Consider the following 17372-nt stretch of genomic DNA (forward strand, 5'->3'; position numbering starts at 1 on the left):
CATGCGAGGCAAGGAATCCGACATGCTCCCCGCGACGCTGGACGTGCACCTCGAGGACTTCGTCGACCACCTCCGCCTCGAAGGCAACCGCTCGGAACACACGATCCGCGCCTATCGCGCCGACATCCGTTCGCTGTTGCAGCACCTCGCCGACCGGAATCCCGATGCGCGCATCACCGACCTCGACCTCGATCTGCTGCGATCCTGGCTCGCCGGGATGGTGGCGGCGGGAGCGGCCCGCACCACGCTCGCGCGGCGCACCTCGTCGGCACGCGTCTTCACGGCATGGCTCGTACGCACCCGCCGACTCGACGCCGATCCGGCGACGCGTCTGGTCTCGCCACGTCCGCACCGCTCCCTGCCCGCCGTGCTCCGCGACGACCAGGCACTGGAGATCATGGAGGCCGCGAAATCCGGTGCGCGTGAACTCGATCCCGTCGCACTGCGTGACCGGGTGATCGTCGAGCTGCTCTATGCCACCGGAATCCGGGTCGGTGAGCTGTGCGCGGTCGACATCGACGACGTCGACGCCGAGCGGCGGGTCGTCCGGGTTCTCGGCAAGGGCGACAAGGAACGGATCGTTCCCTACGGAGGTCCCGCGGCAGAGGCGCTCGACGCGTGGCTGCGTCACGGACGCCCGCATCTCGCACGACCGTCGTCGGGTGCGGCGCTGCTGCTGGGCAAGCGTGGTGGCCGGATCGATCAGCGGCAGGTCCGGTCTGTGGTGCACGACGCCGTCTCGTCGGTGCCGGGCGCACCCGACCTCGCACCGCACGGCCTGCGGCACAGTGCTGCGACGCACCTGCTCGAAGGGGGAGCGGACCTGCGCGTGGTCCAGGAGGTGCTGGGCCATTCGAGTCTGGCCACCACGCAGCTCTACACCCACGTGTCGGTGGCGCGTCTGCGCGCCGCGCACGATCAGGCTCATCCCCGCGCCTGATCGGCCTGCCCGAGAAGCCGTCCCGGTTTGATAGCGTGCGCCGGCACCATCGAATCGGGGGAACAGATGAGACGCAACGAACCGGGTCCTGCCGTGCCCGCCTGGCTGCAGGACCCACCGGAATCCGGAACCGACCACGCGCGCCGCGGCCTCCGCCGCGCGGCCAGAGTCGCCGAGACGCTCGGCTCCTCCACTTCGCCTGGCGACGGTGCGATTCCGCCCACTGCCTCCGCTCCGATCGAGATGACGGCCTCCGTGCCTCTCGGCATGGCGTTGCGGCCCCGGATCAGCGCAGACGACCCGGAGCCGGAGGCGTCCGAACCGCTCGTCGCGCACAAACCGGCGCGACCCGAGAATCCGGTGCTCCCATCGTCGGAGCCCGAGGCGGCGGTCTCGGCAGCGACCGATGCGGTGGTTCCGGAAGCCGTGACCGAACCCGAGCCTGAGCCCGTCTTCTCGGAAGCGGCACCCGAAGCCATGGAGACGCAGCCCGACACTGTGGCACCTGCACCTGCACCTGAGGTGTCGGGCCCGGAGACTACGGAGGTCGCTCTTGGACCGGTCGAACCCGAGGTCTCGGGCCCGCTACCGGCGCGAACGGACGCTCCGGTCGACGACCTGCAACACGAGGCCCAGCGGTTCGACCATCAGCCGTCGAATGTCGACCTCGCGTCGGGAGTGCTCGTCCGCAGGTCACGACGTTCCACGCGGCGGTGGCGGGAGCGGGTCGACCGGCTGACCGGCGGCAGGCTCGACGGAGGAGGCAGTGAGCGCCGCGAGGAGCTCGTCGCCCGGATCCGCCAGCCGATCCCGGGCGACTACCGGATCGCGGNGCTGAAGGGCGGGGTGGGAAAGACCACCACGACCGTCGGGCTCGGGTCGACGTTCGCGTCGCTGCGCGGCGACTGCGTCATCGCCGTCGACGCGAATCCGGACTTCGGCACCCTCGGGCAGAGAACTCCGCAGCAGACCACCTCGACGGTGCGGGACCTGCTCGCGAACGCGTCGAACATCCGCCGGTACTCGGACGTGCGTGCCCACACCTCCCAGGCGCCGAGCCGGCTCGAAGTGCTCGCGAGCGAACGCGATCCCGCTGCCTCCCAAGCGTTCAGCGAGGAGGACTACCGCCGCGTCGTCGGCATTCTGCAGGTCTACTACAACGTGATCCTCACCGACTGCGGGACCGGGATCATGCAATCGGTTATGCGGGGCGTGCTGGACCTGGCGAACACCCTCGTCCTCGTCGCCTCACCTGCGGTCGACGCGGCCCGCAGTGCGGCGGCGACCCTCGACTGGCTGCAGGCGCACGGCTACTCCGACCTGGTCGAACGCACGGTCGTGGTGATCAGCTCGCCGCGCCCGGGTGCGGCGAGCATCGACATGGACGCGCTGACCGCGCATTTCCTCGCGCGGTGCCGGGCGGTGAAGGTGCTGCCCTTCGACGAGCATCTCGCCGAGGGAGCCGAGATCGATCTCGAACGCCTCCGCCCCGCGACACGCACGGCGTTCGTCGAACTCGCCGCGATGGTCGCCGACGACTTCCCTGCACTGTCGGGTCGACACGCGGGGCGCTAGTCGGGTCGACACGCGGGGCGCTAGTCGGGTCGACACGCCGTGCGCCAGGCGGGGCGCACGGGCCCCGGGACGTCTCATACCGGCAGCAGGCGGATCACCGGGCGCTCGACGAGGGGCAGCGGGTCGAGATAGTCGTCGCGGCCGCGTCGGAGTCCCCAGTGCAGGCATGCGGGGGAGGCGCAGCCATCGTGACCGGCGACGACGGTGCCGATGGGATCGCCCCTCGTCACCCGGCGACCCGCGGCGACCGCCGCCTCCACCGGCTCGTAGGTGGTGCGCAGCCCGCCCTCGTGATCAACGGAGACCACAGGCTTCCCGGCCACGACACCGGCGAACGCGACGACGCCGTCACCGGCGGCCACGACGGTCTGCCCCACGTGTGCGTCGAGGTCGACACCGCGGTGACCGGGGAGCCAGTTCTGCTCGGGCGGGTCGAACTGCCGGCTCACGACCGGCCGGGGATCGAGCGGCCACACGAACCGTCCGGCGTCGGCCGATCCGGGTCCCGGCGCAGCGGTGAGTACGACGACCGCGGCGATCACGACGGCGAGCGACCGGAGGGGAGCGGTGAGGAGCATGCCCGCCAGCCTCGTGAATCGGAGTCGCTGCGCACCAGGGGGGCGACGCGATCTGTGGACAACTCCGGATCCGTCCACAGGTCCGGTGACTCCCGGTTAGGGATCCGCGCCTGCTCCGCGTACACTTGTCGGGCGGTCTGTATACGCAGATCGACTTCGCGCGTCCGCGCATCGATGCCGACCCGTTTCTTCGGGCCGCATCGGAAATGGCCGTCGGCCGGTCCCGCAAGGGTTCGACGGGCATGTGGGCGCCAGGGCGGGGATCGGAAGATCCACCGCGGAAACCGACACGAAAGAGAGAAACAGGCATGCCTGTTGTGACTATGCGGCAGCTGCTCGACAGCGGCGCCCACTTCGGACACCAGACCCGTCGCTGGAACCCGAAGATGAAGCGGTTCATCTTCACCGACCGCAACGGCATCTACATCATCGACCTGCAGCAGACCCTGACGTACATCGACAAGGCGTACGAGTTCGTCAAGGAGACCGTCGCTCACGGTGGAACCGTGCTGTTCGTCGGCACCAAGAAGCAGGCTCAGGAATCCATCGCCGAAGAGGCCACCCGCGTGGGCATGCCCTACGTGAACCAGCGCTGGCTCGGCGGCATGCTCACCAACTTCTCGACCGTTCACAAGCGCCTGCAGCGCCTGAAGGAGCTCGAGTCGATGGAGCAGACCGGCGGCTTCGAGGGACGCACCAAGAAGGAAATCCTCATGCTCACGCGTGAGAAGAACAAGCTGGAGCGCACCCTCGGCGGCATCCGCGACATGGCGAAGGTTCCGTCGGCGATCTGGGTCGTCGACACCAACAAGGAGCACATCGCCGTCGGTGAGGCCCGCAAGCTGAACATCCCGGTCATCGCCATCCTCGACACCAACTGTGATCCGGACCTCGTCGACTACCCGATCCCGGGCAACGACGACGCGATCCGTTCCGCGGCGTTGCTGACCAAGGTCGTCGCTTCCGCTGTCGCCGAGGGCCTGCAGGCCCGCGCCGGCAAGAGCAGCGACGCGGAGGCCAAGCCCGAGGCCGGTGCCGAGCCTCTCGCCGAGTGGGAGCAGGAGCTGCTCGCGCAGGCCACCCCCGCCGCCGACGCCGAGGCGCCCGCAGCGGACGTAGCCCCCGCAGCAGACGCGGCCCCCGAGGCCTGATTCGTTGCCCGGCCCCGACCTTCCGATCGAGAGATCCGGGTCGGGGCCGTCGCATCGCGGCCCGAGCTCATCCGCGCGACAGGGCCGCCCCCAGAGACTTTTCCACCACAGACACAGGAGGCTCGCTTCCATGGCGAACTACACCGCCGCCGACGTCAAGCGTCTCCGTGAGCTCACCGGCTCCGGAATGCTGGACTGCAAGAACGCTCTCGCCGACAACGACGGCGACTTCGACAAGGCCGTCGAGCAGCTGCGCATCAAGGGTGCCAAGGACGTGGGCAAGCGCGCCGAGCGCTCCACCGCCGAAGGCCTCGTCGTCGCCAAGGACGGCGTTCTCGTCGAGCTGAACTCCGAGACCGACTTCGTCGCCAAGAACGACGAGTTCCAGGCTCTCGCCGACAAGGTCGTCACCGCTGCCGCACAGGCCCGCGCGAACGACGTCGAGGCGCTCAAGGCCGTCGAGGCCGACGGCAAGACCGTCGACGCCCTCGTCCAGGAGCTGTCCGCGAAGATCGGCGAGAAGCTCGAGCTGCGTCGCGTTGCCGCTTTCGACGGTCAGACCGCCGTCTACCTGCACAAGCGTGCTTCCGACCTGCCGCCGTCCGTCGGCGTGCTCGTCGAGTACACCGGTGAGGGCGACGCTGCTGCAGAGGCCGCTCGCGCTGCCGCCATGCAGATCGCCGCTCTGAAGGCCAAGTACGTCACCCGTGACGAGGTTCCCGAGGACATCGTCGCCAACGAGCGTCGTATCGCCGAGGAGACCGCCAAGGCCGAGGGCAAGCCGGAGCAGGCTCTGCCGAAGATCGTCGAAGGCCGCGTCAACGGCTACTTCAAGGATGTCGTCCTGCTCGAGCAGGCGTCCGTGACGGACTCGAAGAAGACCGTCAAGGCGATCCTCGACGAGGCCGGCGCGAACGTCGTCCGCTTCGTGCGTTTCGAGGTCGGCGCCAGCTAGTTCTTCCACTCCACGACCCCGTCGGTGCTGCTACCGGCGGGGTCGAGGTGTGTCGGGCCACGCCGCCTCGGGGCCCGGAGGCGCCCGCGCGTGCTGCGCGGTGACAGGTGTGGCGTGTCTATCCGCCCGATCTCGGTTCCCGCGAGCGGATGAGGCAGGATGATAAGGGCCGATTCATGCGCAACCAGAGGAGAGTCATGTCCGACCACGCCCACGATCGGCCCGGATTCCGCCGGGTACTGCTCAAGCTCGGCGGCGAGATGTTCGGCGGCGGCAAGGTCGGACTCGACCCGGACGTGGTGACGACGGTGGCCCAGCAGATCGCGGAGGTCGTGCGCGGTGGCGCCGAGGTCGCGGTCGTGATCGGTGGCGGCAACTTCTTCCGCGGCGCCGAACTCCAGCAGCGCGGTCTCGAACGCGCGCGATCCGACTACATGGGCATGCTCGGCACGGTCATGAACTCCCTTGCGCTGCAGGACTTCCTGGAGAAGGAAGGCATCGACACCCGCGTCCAGACCGCCATCACGATGGGGCAGGTCGCCGAGCCCTACCTGCCGCTGCGTGCGCGCCGCCACCTCGAGAAGGGGCGTGTGGTCATCTTCGGTGCCGGCATGGGCATGCCGTACTTCTCCACCGACACCACCGCCGCGCAGCGCGCACTCGAGATCGGCGCCGAGGTCGTCCTCATGGCGAAGGCCGTGGACGGTGTCTATTCCGACGATCCCCGCACGAACCCGGATGCGGTGCTGTTCGAGGAGATCACCCATCGCGAGGTCATCGAACAGGGCCTCAAGGTCGCCGACGCGACCGCCTTCAGCCTGTGCATGGACAACGCCATGCCGATCATGGTCTTCAATCTGCTGACCAAGGGCAATATCGCCCGAGCCATCGCCGGTGAGAAGATCGGAACACTCGTACGGTCATGAACGGACAACGGAACATGGAGGAACTGCCGTGATCGATGAAGCCCTCTTCGAAGCAGAAGAGAAGATGGAGAAGGCCGTCACGGTGGCCCGGGACGATCTGGGTGGCATCCGGACCGGTCGCGCGAACCCGGGCATGTTCAACCGCATCGTCGTCGACTACTACGGGGCTCCCACGCCGATCACGCAGATCGCCAGCATCAATGTTCCCGAGGCGCGCATGGTCATCGTCAAGCCGTACGAGGCCTCGCAGCTGAACGCGATCGAGACCGCCATCCGCAACTCCGATCTCGGTGTCAATCCCACCAACGACGGCAACATCATCCGCATCTCGGTCCCGCAGCTCACCGAGGAGCGTCGCCGCGAACTCGTCAAGCAGGCAAAGGCCAAGGGCGAGGACGCCAAGGTCGCCGTGCGCAACGTCCGCCGCAAGGCGATGGAGGAACTCGGCCGCATCCAGAAGGAGGGCGAGGCCGGCGAGGACGATGTGAACCGCGCCGAGAAGGAACTCGACAAGACGACCGCCAAGTACGTCGGTCAGATCGACGAGTTGATCAAGCACAAGGAAGCCGAACTGATGGAGGTCTGACAGTGGGTCGAGCCGACGGGTCCTCCGACCCGCAGCTTCCACTCGGTGCCGGAGCCGACTCCGGTGCCACCCCTGCAGACCCGGCACCGGCCCCCGACCCTGCGTCGGAGCCGGTGAAGAAACCCTCACGGGCGGGACGCGACCTGCCGGCCGCCTTCGCGGTCGGCGGGGGTCTGGGTGCGCTCGTCATCGGGATCCTGCTGTTCGCCCCGAAGGCGTGGCTCGCCGTCGTCGCGATCGCCATCGGCATCGCGACCTGGGAGGTCACCAAGCGTCTGCGTGAAGCCGACGTGCTCGTCCCCAGACTGCCGCTGCTGGCCGGTGGTCAGGCGATGATCTGGCTCGGGTGGCCGTACGGCACAACGGGTGTGCTCGGCGCGTTCGCGGGCACGGTCGTCGTGACGATGCTGTGGCGCCTGTTCGACCACGGTCTCGTCGCGCAGCCACGCAACTACCTGCGCGATACCGCTGTCGCGGTCTTCGTCGCCGCCTGGTTGCCGCTGCTGGCGTCGTTCGCGACCCTCATGGTCCTCGAGGATCAGGGCGCGCAGCGCGTGTTCTGCCTGATGCTCGTGTGCGTGGCGTCGGACATCGGTGGCTACGCAGCGGGCGTGCTCTTCGGTAAGCACCCGATGGTGCCGGCGATCAGCCCGAAGAAGTCCTGGGAGGGATTCGGCGGGTCGCTCGTGGCGTGCGTCGCCGTCGGCGTCCTCACGGTCATGCTTCTGCTCGACGGCCCGTGGTGGGTCGGTGTGATCCTCGGTGCGGTGCTCGTGTTCACGGCGACGGCCGGAGATCTGATCGAGTCGCAGGTCAAACGCGACCTCGGTATCAAGGACATGGGCACCTTGCTGCCCGGTCACGGCGGCATCATGGACCGGCTCGACTCGATCCTGCCGTCGGCCTTCGTCACCTGGCTGATCCTCACGGCCTTCGTGTAGTCGGCCGATGGTGCGTCCGTCGAAGCTTCGTGCGCCGAAGTCGGGAAGTGGTGTGATCGCCAGCCCCAACATCTGGCACTGGCCCGAGGTGTACGAGGAGGAGAACCGCGCGCAGGACCCCCGCGGCGCCGTGTACGCGGCGCTGCGGGAGGCCGCGGACTGGATCGGCCGCCACGTCGTCGACGTCGGGTGCGGTTCGGGTTTCCACCTTCCGATGTTCGCGTCCGACGCACGCACGGTGACCGGAATCGAGCCGCACCCGCCGCTGGTCGCCGCGGCCCGCACCCGCGTGAAAGGTCTTCCGTCGGTCACCGTGACGGAAGGCTCCGCCGCGGACATGCCGCTGCCTGACGCCTCGGTCGATCTCGTCCACGCCCGCACCGCCTACTTCTTCGGCCCCGGGTGCGGCGCCGGAATCCTCGAGGCCATGCGGGTGCTGCGTCCCGGCGGGGCGCTCGCCGTCGTCGACCTCGACGCCACCGCCCATCCCTACGGCGACTGGATGCGCGACGACCTCCCGTACTACGACCCGGCCGCGGTCGAGGCGTTCTTCGAGGCGCAGGGATTCGATCTGCGCCGCATCGACACGCTGTGGGAGTTCCCGGACCGCGCGACCCTCGAGCGGGTGCTCGGCATCGAGTTCGCACCCCGCGTCGCGACCCGGGCGATCCGGGAGACACCCGGCACGACGCTCACCGTCCGCTACCGGCTGCACGTGCGCCGCAGACCCATCGGCCTGGAACTGAGCTGAGACCGGTCAGCGCTACCGGCCGATACCGAACATCCGCGCCAGCTCGGTGATCTTCTTCGCCTTCGCGAGGTTCGGCAGGTCGCTGCCGTCGCGGACGTTGCGCCCGTCCTCACCGAGCTTGTCGATGATGCCTTCCGCCCAGTCCACGTCCGTGCTGTTCGGGCTCAGAGCCACGTTCGCGTACGACGCGCGTTCGCCGGTCATGCACAACTTGCCGGTCATCCCCATCGAGCGCGTCAGCTCGGCCTCACGTTCGAGGACCTCGGGGTCGTCGCTGAGTGTGGGTCCGTCGATGGGTCCCGGCAGGCGCGCGGCGCGGCTGGTGATGACCAACCGGGATCTCGCGTATGCCATCGCCATCGGGCTGTCGCTCATGCCGGTGTCGCGCCGGAAGTCGCCGCTGCCGAAGACCAGGCGGAAGGTGCCCTCCGCGCGGGCGATCTCGGGAGCCGCCTCGAGACCCATCGCCGACTCGATCAACACGAGGATGCGCGTGCCCTCCGGCAGCAGGTCGGCGGTGGCCTCGACCTGGTGACCGCTCTCCGCCTTCGCGAGCATGACGCCCTGCAGGCCCGATAGGCCGGCGAGCGCGGCGAGATCGTCGGCCCAGAACGACGTGGTGGCGTCGTTGACCCGCACCCAGGCCTTCCCACCCTCGCGCAGCCACGCCACGATGCCGTCGCGAGCGGCGGGTTTGGCCGCGGCGGGTACGGCATCCTCGAGGTCGAGCACCACCGCATCGGCGGGCGAGTCGGCGGCGGCGTCGAAGAGATCGGGGGAGCGGCCCGGAACGAGCAACCACGAGCGTGCGACTTCGGGAGCGACGAGACCGGTCATGATGTCCATGCTCCCGTATTCCCCCTCCGCGCCCGGGTGACTCGGCGTGAGGGAGACCGAGCGGTGACACCGGCACAGGAATGGGGGCGAGTATCACAGCGACGCCCGGACCCATCCGTCCCGGATCATGGGATAATAGGTGATTATGGCTTCTTCCCTGCCCCTGGTCTTCGATGCACCCAAGCGCGGTCTTCCGCCGCGCCATCTTGCCGACCTCGACGCCGATCAGCGTCGTGATGCGGTGCGCGAACTGGGGCTTCCGGCCTTTCGCGCCGACCAGCTCGCCCGCCAGTACTACGGGCGGCTCGAGGCGGATCCGGTGAAGATGACCGATCTTCCCGCCGCCGTGCGCGACAAGGTGGGGGAGTCGCTGTTCCCGCCTCTGCTCAGCGCGGTCAAGCACATCGCGTGCGACGGAGGGGAGACCCGCAAGACGTTGTGGCGCGCGCACGACGGCACCCTTCTCGAGAGCGTCCTCATGCGCTATCCCGACCGCGCCACGCTGTGCATCTCGAGCCAGGCGGGGTGCGGCATGGCGTGCCCGTTCTGCGCGACAGGCCAGGGCGGCCTCGACCGGAACCTGTCCACGGCGGAGATCGTCGATCAGGTGCGTGCGGCTGCTGCGGCGCTGCGCGACGGTGACGTCGCCGGCGGACCCGGACGGCTGTCGAACGTCGTGTTCATGGGCATGGGGGAGCCGCTCGCGAACTACAAGCGGGTGGTCGCGGCGGTGCGCCGCATCACCTCACCTGCCCCCGAAGGGCTCGGCCTGTCGCAGCGCTCGGTCACCGTCTCCACCGTGGGACTGGCACCGGCCATCCGGCGCCTCGCCGACGAAGGTCTGAGCGTCACCCTCGCGGTGTCGCTGCACACCCCGGACGACGAACTGCGCGACACCCTCGTCCCCGTCAACAACAGGTGGTCGGTCGCCGAGGTTCTCGAGGCGGCGCGATACTACGCCGACAAGACCGGCCGGCGCGTCTCGATCGAGTACGCCCTCATCCGCGACGTCAACGACCAGCCGTGGCGCGCCGACATGCTCGGCAAGAAGCTCCACAAGGCGCTCGGGTCGCTCGTGCACGTCAACTTGATCCCACTGAACCCCACACCGGGCAGCGAGTGGGACGCCAGCCCGAAGGACGTCGAACGTGAGTTCGTGCGGCGCGTGCAGGCCCAGGGCGTGTCGTGCACCGTGCGCGACACGCGTGGCCAGGAGATCGCGGCAGCCTGCGGGCAGCTCGCCGCCGAAGGCTGAGGCGGCACCGAATACACGACAGGGCCCGTCCGGAGAATTCCGGACGGGCCCCGAACGTTCGTGGAACTAGCGCAGACGGCGCCGGCGCACCGCGTCGCGCGCGACGATGAACACGAGCAGGGCCGCCGAGCCGATCAGGTACAGGCTCTCCACGTGTCCTTCGTGGTTGCCGATGAGCATCAGCAGCAGGAACGCCGCGACGATCAGGGCCATGACGCGGAAGAACCTGGGGGCTTCCCCGCTCCAACCCCACTCGGCGGACGGCACTTCCGCCGCCACATCACCACGAGTGGACTGCAACTCGGTACCGGCCACGGTTTCCTCCTGCTCACCAGATGCTGCTGTTGCTGCTTATCGTGACATACGACCCCGCGTCGTACGAAGCGGGGCATGCGTGCGGTGCGTTCCGACGGGTGGAAGCCGGGCGGTTCAGGAACCGTTCAGGTGCGTGGGGAACAATGCTCGCGTGGCCGAGACTCGATCTTCTTCCCGCACCCGGGTGCTCCTGCTGGGCAGTACCGGTTCCATCGGTACCCAGGCACTCGACGTGATCGCCGCCAATCCCGACGACTTCGAAGTCGTCGGTCTCGCCGCGGGCGGAGGCAAGACGGACCTACTCGCCGAACAGATCCGCGCGACCGGCGTCCGCGAGGTCGCCGTGGCCGACCCTGACGCTGCCGCACGTCTCGACCTGCCGGTCCGGAGCGGCCCGACCGCCGTCACCGAACTCGTACGCGAAGTCGAAGCCGACGTCGTGCTCAATGCCCTGGTCGGTTCCCTCGGTCTCGAACCAACCCTCGCGGCGCTCGACACCGGCGCGCGACTCGCATTGGCGAACAAGGAGTCGCTGGTCGCGGGCGGGTCGCTCGTCACGAAGGCGGCGGGGCCGGGCCAGATCGTGCCCGTCGACTCGGAGCACTCCGCGCTGGCGCAGTGCCTGCGTGGCGGCAGCGGCGACGAGGTGGCGCGTCTCGTGCTCACCGCCTCGGGCGGTCCGTTCCGCGGCTGGACCGCCGATCGCCTCGAATCGGTGACGCCCGAACAGGCCGGCGCCCACCCCACCTGGTCGATGGGGCCGATGAACACCCTCAACTCGGCGACCCTCGTCAACAAGGGACTCGAACTCATCGAGACCCACCTGCTCTTCGGTGTGGACTACGACCGGATCGACGTGACGGTGCACCCGCAGTCGATCGTGCACTCGATGGTCACCTTCGTCGACGGATCGACCCTTGCCCAGGCATCGCCGCCGTCGATGAAGCTGCCGATCGCGCTGGCCCTCGGCTGGCCGCACCGCGTCCCGCACGCCGCCCCGGCACTCGACTTCTCGACCGCGTCCACCTGGGAGTTCGAACCCCTCGACGACGACGTCTTCCCCGCCGTGCGGCTCGCGCGCCAAGCGGGCGTGGGCGGCGGATGCCTCACCGCCGTCTACAATGCGGCCAACGAGGTCGCCGCCGAGGCATTCCTCGCGGGGACGCTGTCGTTCCCGCGGATCGTGCAGACCGTCGAGGCCGTGCTGAACGACGCACACGAGTGGTCCGCCGAACCCAGTACCGTGGACGACGTGCTCGCCGCCGACGGCTGGGCCCGCGACCGGGCGCGCACACTCGTATAGGAGGATCGGCCACTCATGATGTTCGTACTGGGCGTGGTGGTGTTCGCCCTCGGCATCGCCGTCTCCATCGCCCTGCACGAGGCCGGCCACATGTGGACGGCGCAGAAGCTGGGCATGAAGGTCCGGCGCTATTACATCGGGTTCGGTCCCCGTGTGTTCGCCTTCCGCCGCGGGGAGACCGAATACGGTCTCAAAGCGGTTCCGGCCGGCGGGTTCTGCGACATCGCCGGCATGACGGCCCTGGACGAACTCGCGCCCGACGAGGTCGAGCGCGCGATGTACAAGCAGAAGACGTGGAAGCGTCTCGTCGTGATGTCGGGTGGCATCGCGATGAACTTCCTGCTCGGCATCGTGCTCATCTACGGCCTCGCTGCCAGCGCGGGACTGCCCAACACCGACAACCGTGCGGTGGTCGGCACCGTCGGCTGTGCCGCGCCGACCCAGGACGGGCCGCCCGACTACACCCCGGCCGACTGCTCGGGTCCCGGCCCGGCCGAGCAGGCCGGCATCGAACCGGGCGACGTGATCGTCGCCGTGGACGGGCAGTCCGTCGAGACCTTCGACGACCTCGTCCGGGCCACGCAGCCCCTGTCGGGCACCGTACCGTTCACCGTCGAGCGTGGTGACGAGACCCTCACCGTGCCCGTCACGGTCCAGCAGGTCCAGCGCTGGGTCTACGAGAGCGAGTCGCTCGACGCCGAACCCGTCTCCCGCACCGTCGGTGCGATCGGGGTCGGGGGAGAGCCGGGCATCATCGAGTACACGCCGCTCTCGGCGATCCCCGCGACCTTCGACTTCACCGGTTACCTGGCGGTCCGCACGGCCGAGGCCCTCGTGAGCCTGCCGAGTAAGGTCGCCGACCTGTGGACGGCCGTCACCGGGGGAGAGCGCGCGGTCGACACCCCGGTCAGTGTCGTGGGCGCCAGTGTCATCGGCGGCCAGTTCGCCGAGCGCGGCATCTGGGAGTCGTTCGTGTTGTTGCTCGCTCAGCTGAACTTCTTCCTCGGCGCGTTCAACCTCCTCCCGTTGCTGCCGCTCGACGGTGGGCACATGGCCGTCGCGATCTACGAGAAGGCCCGCAACTGGCTGCGCGGCCTGCGCGGACTGCCGGTCGGCCCTCCCGTGGACTACATGAAACTGCTGCCGCTGACCTATGTGGCGGTGGTCATCGGTGGCGCCTACATGGTGCTCACCCTTACAGCAGACATCGTCAACCCCATCAAGCTGTTCTGATCTGCGCCGGTAGACTTGCCGAGTAGCGACGAAAGAAGGCGAACTGTGACCAGCCCCGTCGGATTGGGCATGCCCGAAATTCCTGCGGTCCTCGCACCCCGACGCAAGACCCGCCAGCTCATGGTCGGAAATGTCGGCGTCGGCAGCGATCATCCGGTGTCCGTGCAGTCGATGACCACCACGAAGACGCACGACGTGAACGCCACCCTCCAGCAGATCGCGGAGCTCACGGCGTCCGGCTGCGACATCGTGCGTGTCGCGTGCCCGCGTCAGGAGGACGCCGACGCACTCCCGATCATCGCGAAGAAGAGCAAGATCCCGGTGATCGCCGACATCCACTTCCAGCCGCGGTACATCTTCGCCGCGATCGACGCCGGTTGCGCGGCCGTGCGCGTCAATCCCGGCAACATCAAGGAGTTCGACGGTCGCGTCAAGGAGGTCGCCAAGGCGGCCGGAGACGCCGGGATCCCCATCCGGATCGGCGTCAACGCCGGCTCCCTCGACCCCCGGCTCCTCGCCAAGTACGGCAAGGCCACCCCGGAGGCGCTCGTCGAGTCCGCCCTGTGGGAGGCGAGCCTGTTCGAGGAACACGGCTTCGGCGACATCAAGATCTCCGTCAAGCACAACGACCCCGTCGTGATGGTCGAGGCCTACCGGCAGCTCGCCGCCCAGTGCGACTATCCGCTGCATCTGGGCGTCACCGAGGCGGGTCCGGCCTTCCAGGGCACCATCAAGTCGGCGGTGGCCTTCGGCGCACTGTTGAGCGAGGGCATCGGCGACACGATCCGCGTCTCCCTCTCGGCACCGCCCGCCGAGGAGATCAAGGTCGGTACCCAGATCCTGCAGTCGCTGAATCTGCGTCCCCGCAAGCTCGAGATCGTCTCGTGTCCCTCGTGCGGACGCGCCCAGGTCGACGTCTACTCCCTCGCGAACGAGGTCACGGCGGGCCTCGAGGGGATGGAGGTGCCGCTGCGGGTGGCGGTGATGGGCTGTGTCGTCAACGGCCCCGGCGAAGCCCGCGAAGCGGATCTCGGTGTGGCATCCGGAAACGGCAAGGGACAGATATTCGTCAAGGGCAAGGTCATCAAGACCGTGCCCGAGGCTCAGATCGTCGAGACCCTCATCGAGGAAGCGATGCGGATCGCCGAGGAGATGGAGGGCGACGCTTCCGGCAGCGGTCCCGTGGTGTCGGTCGGCTGAATCCGATGGGACCTACGGGGCGGCGCCTTCCTACTGTCCGGGTAGCCGGTTTCCACGCCGCCGCCCGGCATGGCACCCTGATCTCGTATCGGCTTGTCGACGGGTGGTGAGCGAGTGCTCAAGCTTCTGGGTGTCCGGTCGTTGGGTGGGCGAGACACCGCTGCGGTGCTCAGGGTGCTCGCGCGCGATCCTGTGGCCGCGTGCATGGTGGCCGGCCGCGTCGAGGAGTACGGACTCGACGGCCGCGCCGTCGGTGGCGAGATGTGGAGCCGCGGAGGCCCCGAGACCTCGCTGTGCTTCTCCGGCGCGAACCTCATTCCGCTGCTGGGCAGTCCGGACGACATCCAGGCGTTCGCCGAGCGCGCGAGTCGCGGGCCGCGACTGTGTTCGTCCATCGTCGGTCGCGCCGAGTACGCGCTGCCGATGTGGGAGCGGCTCGAATCGGTGTGGGGCGCTCCCCGCGAGGTGAGGGCCGAACAACCCCTGCTCGTTCTCGACCGCGAGCCGCTCGTCGAGCCCGACCCGCAGGTCCGTCCCGTGCGGCCCGACGAACTGGATGTGTATCTGCCGGCCGCGATCTCGATGTTCATCGAGGAGGTCGGCATCGACCCGCGCACCGGCGACGGCGGTGCGGGTTACCGGCGCCGCGTCGCGAGCCTGATCGCGGCGGGACGCGCCTGGGCGCGGTTCGAGGACGGACAGGTCGTGTTCAAGGCGGAGGTGGGTTCGCAGTCGTCCGCGGTGGGCCAGATCCAGGGCGTCTGGGTCGATCCCGCGCATCGTGGCTCGGGCCTCGGCACGATCGGCACGGCCGCCGTGGCCTGCGCGGTCGCTCGCAGCGGTCGCCTGCCCAGCCTCTACGTCAACAGCTTCAACGCCCCGGCTCGTGGAGCCTACGCCCGCGCGGGTTTCCGTCAGGTCGCGACGTTCTCCACGGTGCTGCTCGACTGATTTCCCGTCGGCTCTGCCTACGATGACGGGCGATGAGACCTCGAAGTTCCACCCCGGCATCCCCGTACGCACGCGCTCTCCGGATCGGCGCTGTGTGGTCGGCGGCCGTCGTGCTCCTCGGCCTGGCCGTCGCGTGCACGCCGCGGCCGGCCGGGCCGGAGGCCGCCGCCCAGGCGTTTCTCGACTCGTTCGCCGCGCAGGACGTCGCGTCGGCGGCGGATCGCACCGACCGCCCCGACGACGCGGCCGTCGCGATGCAGGAGGTCCTGGATGGGCTTCAAGCCGAATCCTTCATCGCCACAACGACATCCACCCGGATCAGCGGCGACTCCGCGACCGTGGGCTACAACTACGAGTGGCACCTGCCGAAGGAACGGGTATGGCAGTACACTGGTGAGCTCAACATGGGGCGCAGCGGGAACGACTGGATCGTGCGGTGGGCGAAGTCCGCGCTGCACCCGCAGCTCGGCGAACGGCAGACCATGCAGCTCCGCAGCAGCCCGGCGCCGCGTGCCCGGGTCAACGAGCACGCAGGCAGCGACATCCTCGTCCCCGGCACGGTCTACGGCATCGCCTTCGACGCCGCGCAGACCACCGACGTCGCCGGCGCCGCACGACAGCTCGCGTCGACGTTGTCGGAGTTCGATTCCTCGCTCACGGCGCAGGCGATCGCGGAATCGGTGACGGCCTCCTCCGGGCCGCGCTCGGTGATGCGACTGCGCGAGGACGACTACGAGCGCGTCGCCCCACGTCTCGCCGGGATCGACGGTGTCGTGGTGACCGAGCAGGCCGACCTCGTCGCGACCGATCGCAACTTCGCGCCGGATCTCGTGGGTCAGATCAAGAAGACCGTCATCGACGAGGTCGACGGCACGGCCGGGTGGAGCGTCGTCGTGGTGAACCAGTACGGCGTGGACACCGGGGTGCTCACCGAGACGCCGCCGCAACCGGTGCCGTCGTTCTCGGTCAGTCTCGACCGTCCCCTCCAGCTCGCGGCCCAGGCGGCCGTCGATGCCCGCACCGAGCAGGCGATGACGGTCGTGATCGAGGCGTCCACGGGTGCGGTGCTGGCGGTGGCCCAGAACAAGGCCGCCGACCGGGACGGCCCGGTCGCGCTGGCCGGCCAGTACCCGCCGGGCTCGACGTTCAAGATCGTCACCTCGGGTGCGGCGATCGCCGAGGGGAGCGCGACCCCGAACACGATGGTGCCGTGCCCGGGCCGCATCACGATCGGTGAGCGCAGCGTGCCGAACTACAACGAGTTCGAGCTCGGGACGGTCTCTCTCGCTACCGCTTTCGCCCGATCCTGCAACACCTCCTTCGCCAAGCTCGCCTCCGAGATGGCCCCGGACGCGCTGACCGTCGCCGCTTCGCAGTTCGGTATCGGTGTGGACTACGAGGTGGTCGGGATGCCGACCTTCACCGGATCGGTTCCGCCCGCGGAAGATCTCGTCGAACGGACCGAGGACGGCTTCGGTCAGGGCAAGGTGGTCGTGAGCCCGTTCGGGATGGCGCTCACCGCGGCGACGGTCGCCGCCGGCCGTACCCCGGTGCCCTATCTCATCGCGGGTCGCGAGACCGTTGTGAGCGGTTCGCCGCCGCCGGTGACGCCGGAGATGGTGGAGGGTCTGCGCGAGATGATGCGCCTGGTGATCACGAGCGGTACCGCCGACCGCATCCGGGACCAGGGCGACGTCTACGGCAAGACCGGCGAGGCCGAGGTCGAGGGCGGGTCGCACTCGTGGTTCGTCGGTTACCGCGGTGATCTGGCGTTCGCGACGCTCGTCGTGCGCGGCGGCAGCTCCGACAACGCGGTCGCGGTCACCCGCGACATGTTCGCCGCCCTGCCGCCGGAATACGACGAGGGAGCCTGAG

16 protein-coding genes and 2 pseudogenes are annotated in these 17372 nt (G+C 69.0%); 15 read left to right on the forward strand and 3 right to left on the reverse strand.

Annotation, left to right across the window (positions count from 1 at the left end):
• The first annotated feature begins 1 nt into the window (after position 1).
• From QR64_RS20275 to QR64_RS28310, 3 genes and pseudogenes are all read left to right on the forward strand, one after another.
• Complete coding sequence (locus QR64_RS20275; RefSeq protein WP_039586967.1) at positions 2–940, forward strand: tyrosine recombinase XerC; 939 nt, start codon at positions 2–4, stop codon at positions 938–940.
• Positions 941–1006: 66 nt separating this feature from the next.
• Positions 1007–1772, forward strand: a pseudogene (locus QR64_RS28305) (ATPase); the annotation flags it as partial.
• 1 nt (position 1773) lies between these two features.
• Positions 1774–2515: pseudogene (locus QR64_RS28310) on the forward strand (MinD/ParA family protein); the annotation flags it as partial.
• Between the two features lie 74 nt (positions 2516–2589).
• Here the strand turns inward: QR64_RS28310 and QR64_RS20285 are convergent.
• On the reverse strand, positions 2590–3093 hold the full coding sequence (locus tag QR64_RS20285) for a M23 family metallopeptidase (protein ID WP_006550973.1): 504 nt from the start codon (positions 3091–3093) through the stop codon (positions 2590–2592).
• Positions 3094–3401: 308 nt separating this feature from the next.
• Here QR64_RS20285 and rpsB point away from each other — a divergent pair, with 308 nt between their 5' ends.
• The 6 genes from rpsB to QR64_RS20315 all read left to right on the forward strand — a co-directional run bounded on the left by rpsB (position 3402) and on the right by QR64_RS20315 (position 8403).
• Positions 3402–4244, forward strand: a complete 843-nt coding sequence (gene rpsB / locus QR64_RS20290; RefSeq protein ID WP_024100637.1) for a 30S ribosomal protein S2 — start codon at positions 3402–3404, stop codon at positions 4242–4244.
• Positions 4245–4374: 130 nt separating this feature from the next.
• Complete coding sequence (gene tsf / locus QR64_RS20295; protein ID WP_006550975.1) at positions 4375–5199, forward strand: translation elongation factor Ts; 825 nt, start codon at positions 4375–4377, stop codon at positions 5197–5199.
• Positions 5200–5396: 197 nt separating this feature from the next.
• Positions 5397–6125, forward strand: a complete 729-nt coding sequence (gene pyrH, locus QR64_RS20300; RefSeq protein ID WP_006550976.1) for a UMP kinase — start codon at positions 5397–5399, stop codon at positions 6123–6125.
• A gap of 28 nt (positions 6126–6153) precedes the next feature.
• Positions 6154–6711 carry a ribosome recycling factor gene (gene frr, locus QR64_RS20305; protein WP_006550977.1) on the forward strand — a complete coding sequence of 186 codons (558 nt, stop codon included), beginning with the start codon at positions 6154–6156 and terminating at the stop codon, positions 6709–6711.
• A 2-nt stretch (positions 6712–6713) separates the two neighbouring features.
• Positions 6714–7652 (forward strand): phosphatidate cytidylyltransferase, encoded by a 939-nt coding sequence (locus QR64_RS20310; RefSeq protein ID WP_006550978.1) that lies wholly within the window; start codon positions 6714–6716, stop codon positions 7650–7652.
• Positions 7653–7659: 7 nt separating this feature from the next.
• Positions 7660–8403 carry a class I SAM-dependent methyltransferase gene (locus QR64_RS20315; RefSeq protein ID WP_052227383.1) on the forward strand — a complete coding sequence of 248 codons (744 nt, stop codon included), beginning with the start codon at positions 7660–7662 and terminating at the stop codon, positions 8401–8403.
• A 12-nt stretch (positions 8404–8415) separates the two neighbouring features.
• Here the strand turns inward: QR64_RS20315 and QR64_RS20320 are convergent, their stop codons facing one another.
• Positions 8416–9249: an HpcH/HpaI aldolase/citrate lyase family protein gene (locus QR64_RS20320; RefSeq protein ID WP_039586971.1), complete on the reverse strand. Its 834-nt coding sequence runs from the start codon at positions 9247–9249 to the stop codon at positions 8416–8418.
• A gap of 136 nt (positions 9250–9385) precedes the next feature.
• Between QR64_RS20320 and rlmN the strand changes: the two genes are divergently transcribed.
• The gene (gene rlmN / locus QR64_RS20325; RefSeq protein ID WP_039586972.1) at positions 9386–10495 is read left to right on the forward strand and encodes a 23S rRNA (adenine(2503)-C(2))-methyltransferase RlmN; all 1110 of its coding nucleotides are present in this window, start codon (positions 9386–9388) and stop codon (positions 10493–10495) included.
• Between the two features lie 66 nt (positions 10496–10561).
• Here rlmN and QR64_RS20330 read toward each other — a convergent pair whose 3' ends face one another.
• Entirely contained in the window at positions 10562–10810 is a 249-nt protein-coding gene (locus QR64_RS20330) for a DUF2631 domain-containing protein (RefSeq protein WP_006550982.1), read from the reverse strand.
• A gap of 151 nt (positions 10811–10961) precedes the next feature.
• Here QR64_RS20330 and dxr point away from each other — a divergent pair, with 151 nt between their 5' ends.
• The 5 genes from dxr (at position 10962) to QR64_RS20355 (ending at position 17371) form a co-directional block, all read left to right on the forward strand.
• A complete protein-coding gene (gene dxr / locus QR64_RS20335) occupies positions 10962–12113 on the forward strand; it encodes a 1-deoxy-D-xylulose-5-phosphate reductoisomerase (RefSeq protein ID WP_039586973.1) in 1152 nt (383 codons plus the stop codon).
• 15 nt (positions 12114–12128) lie between these two features.
• The gene (locus QR64_RS20340; RefSeq protein WP_019289125.1) at positions 12129–13346 is read left to right on the forward strand and encodes a M50 family metallopeptidase; all 1218 of its coding nucleotides are present in this window, start codon (positions 12129–12131) and stop codon (positions 13344–13346) included.
• Positions 13347–13391: 45 nt separating this feature from the next.
• Positions 13392–14546, forward strand: coding sequence for a flavodoxin-dependent (E)-4-hydroxy-3-methylbut-2-enyl-diphosphate synthase (ispG, locus tag QR64_RS20345; RefSeq protein WP_039586975.1), 1155 nt, complete (start codon positions 13392–13394; stop codon positions 14544–14546).
• A 114-nt stretch (positions 14547–14660) separates the two neighbouring features.
• Positions 14661–15497, forward strand: coding sequence for a GNAT family N-acetyltransferase (locus tag QR64_RS20350; protein ID WP_039586978.1), 837 nt, complete (start codon positions 14661–14663; stop codon positions 15495–15497).
• Between the two features lie 32 nt (positions 15498–15529).
• Complete coding sequence (locus QR64_RS20355) at positions 15530–17371, forward strand: penicillin-binding transpeptidase domain-containing protein (protein WP_200886523.1); 1842 nt, start codon at positions 15530–15532, stop codon at positions 17369–17371.
• Position 17372: the final 1 nt, after the last annotated feature.

Origin of the sequence: Rhodococcus sp. Chr-9, assembly GCF_000801125.1 — a bacterium.
Classification (GTDB): domain Bacteria; phylum Actinomycetota; class Actinomycetes; order Mycobacteriales; family Mycobacteriaceae; genus Rhodococcus; species Rhodococcus pyridinivorans.

Bases quoted from the DNA above. Each gene is read 5' to 3' on its own strand.
- rlmN (WP_039586972.1), top strand. From the start codon at position 9,386: ATGGCTTCTTCCCTGCCCCTGGTCTTCGATGCACCCAAGCGCGGTCTT.
- rpsB (WP_024100637.1), top strand. From the start codon at position 3,402: ATGCCTGTTGTGACTATGCGGCAGCTGCTCGACAGCGGCGCCCACTTC.
- QR64_RS20275 (WP_039586967.1), top strand. From the start codon at position 2: ATGCGAGGCAAGGAATCCGACATGCTCCCCGCGACGCTGGACGTGCAC.
- QR64_RS20355 (WP_200886523.1), top strand. From the start codon at position 15,530: ATGAGACCTCGAAGTTCCACCCCGGCATCCCCGTACGCACGCGCTCTC.
- tsf (WP_006550975.1), top strand. From the start codon at position 4,375: ATGGCGAACTACACCGCCGCCGACGTCAAGCGTCTCCGTGAGCTCACC.
- pyrH (WP_006550976.1), top strand. From the start codon at position 5,397: ATGTCCGACCACGCCCACGATCGGCCCGGATTCCGCCGGGTACTGCTC.
- QR64_RS20315 (WP_052227383.1), top strand. From the start codon at position 7,660: ATGGTGCGTCCGTCGAAGCTTCGTGCGCCGAAGTCGGGAAGTGGTGTG.
- QR64_RS20320 (WP_039586971.1), bottom strand. From the start codon at position 9,249: ATGGACATCATGACCGGTCTCGTCGCTCCCGAAGTCGCACGCTCGTGG.
- QR64_RS20340 (WP_019289125.1), top strand. From the start codon at position 12,129: ATGATGTTCGTACTGGGCGTGGTGGTGTTCGCCCTCGGCATCGCCGTC.
- QR64_RS20285 (WP_006550973.1), bottom strand. From the start codon at position 3,093: ATGCTCCTCACCGCTCCCCTCCGGTCGCTCGCCGTCGTGATCGCCGCG.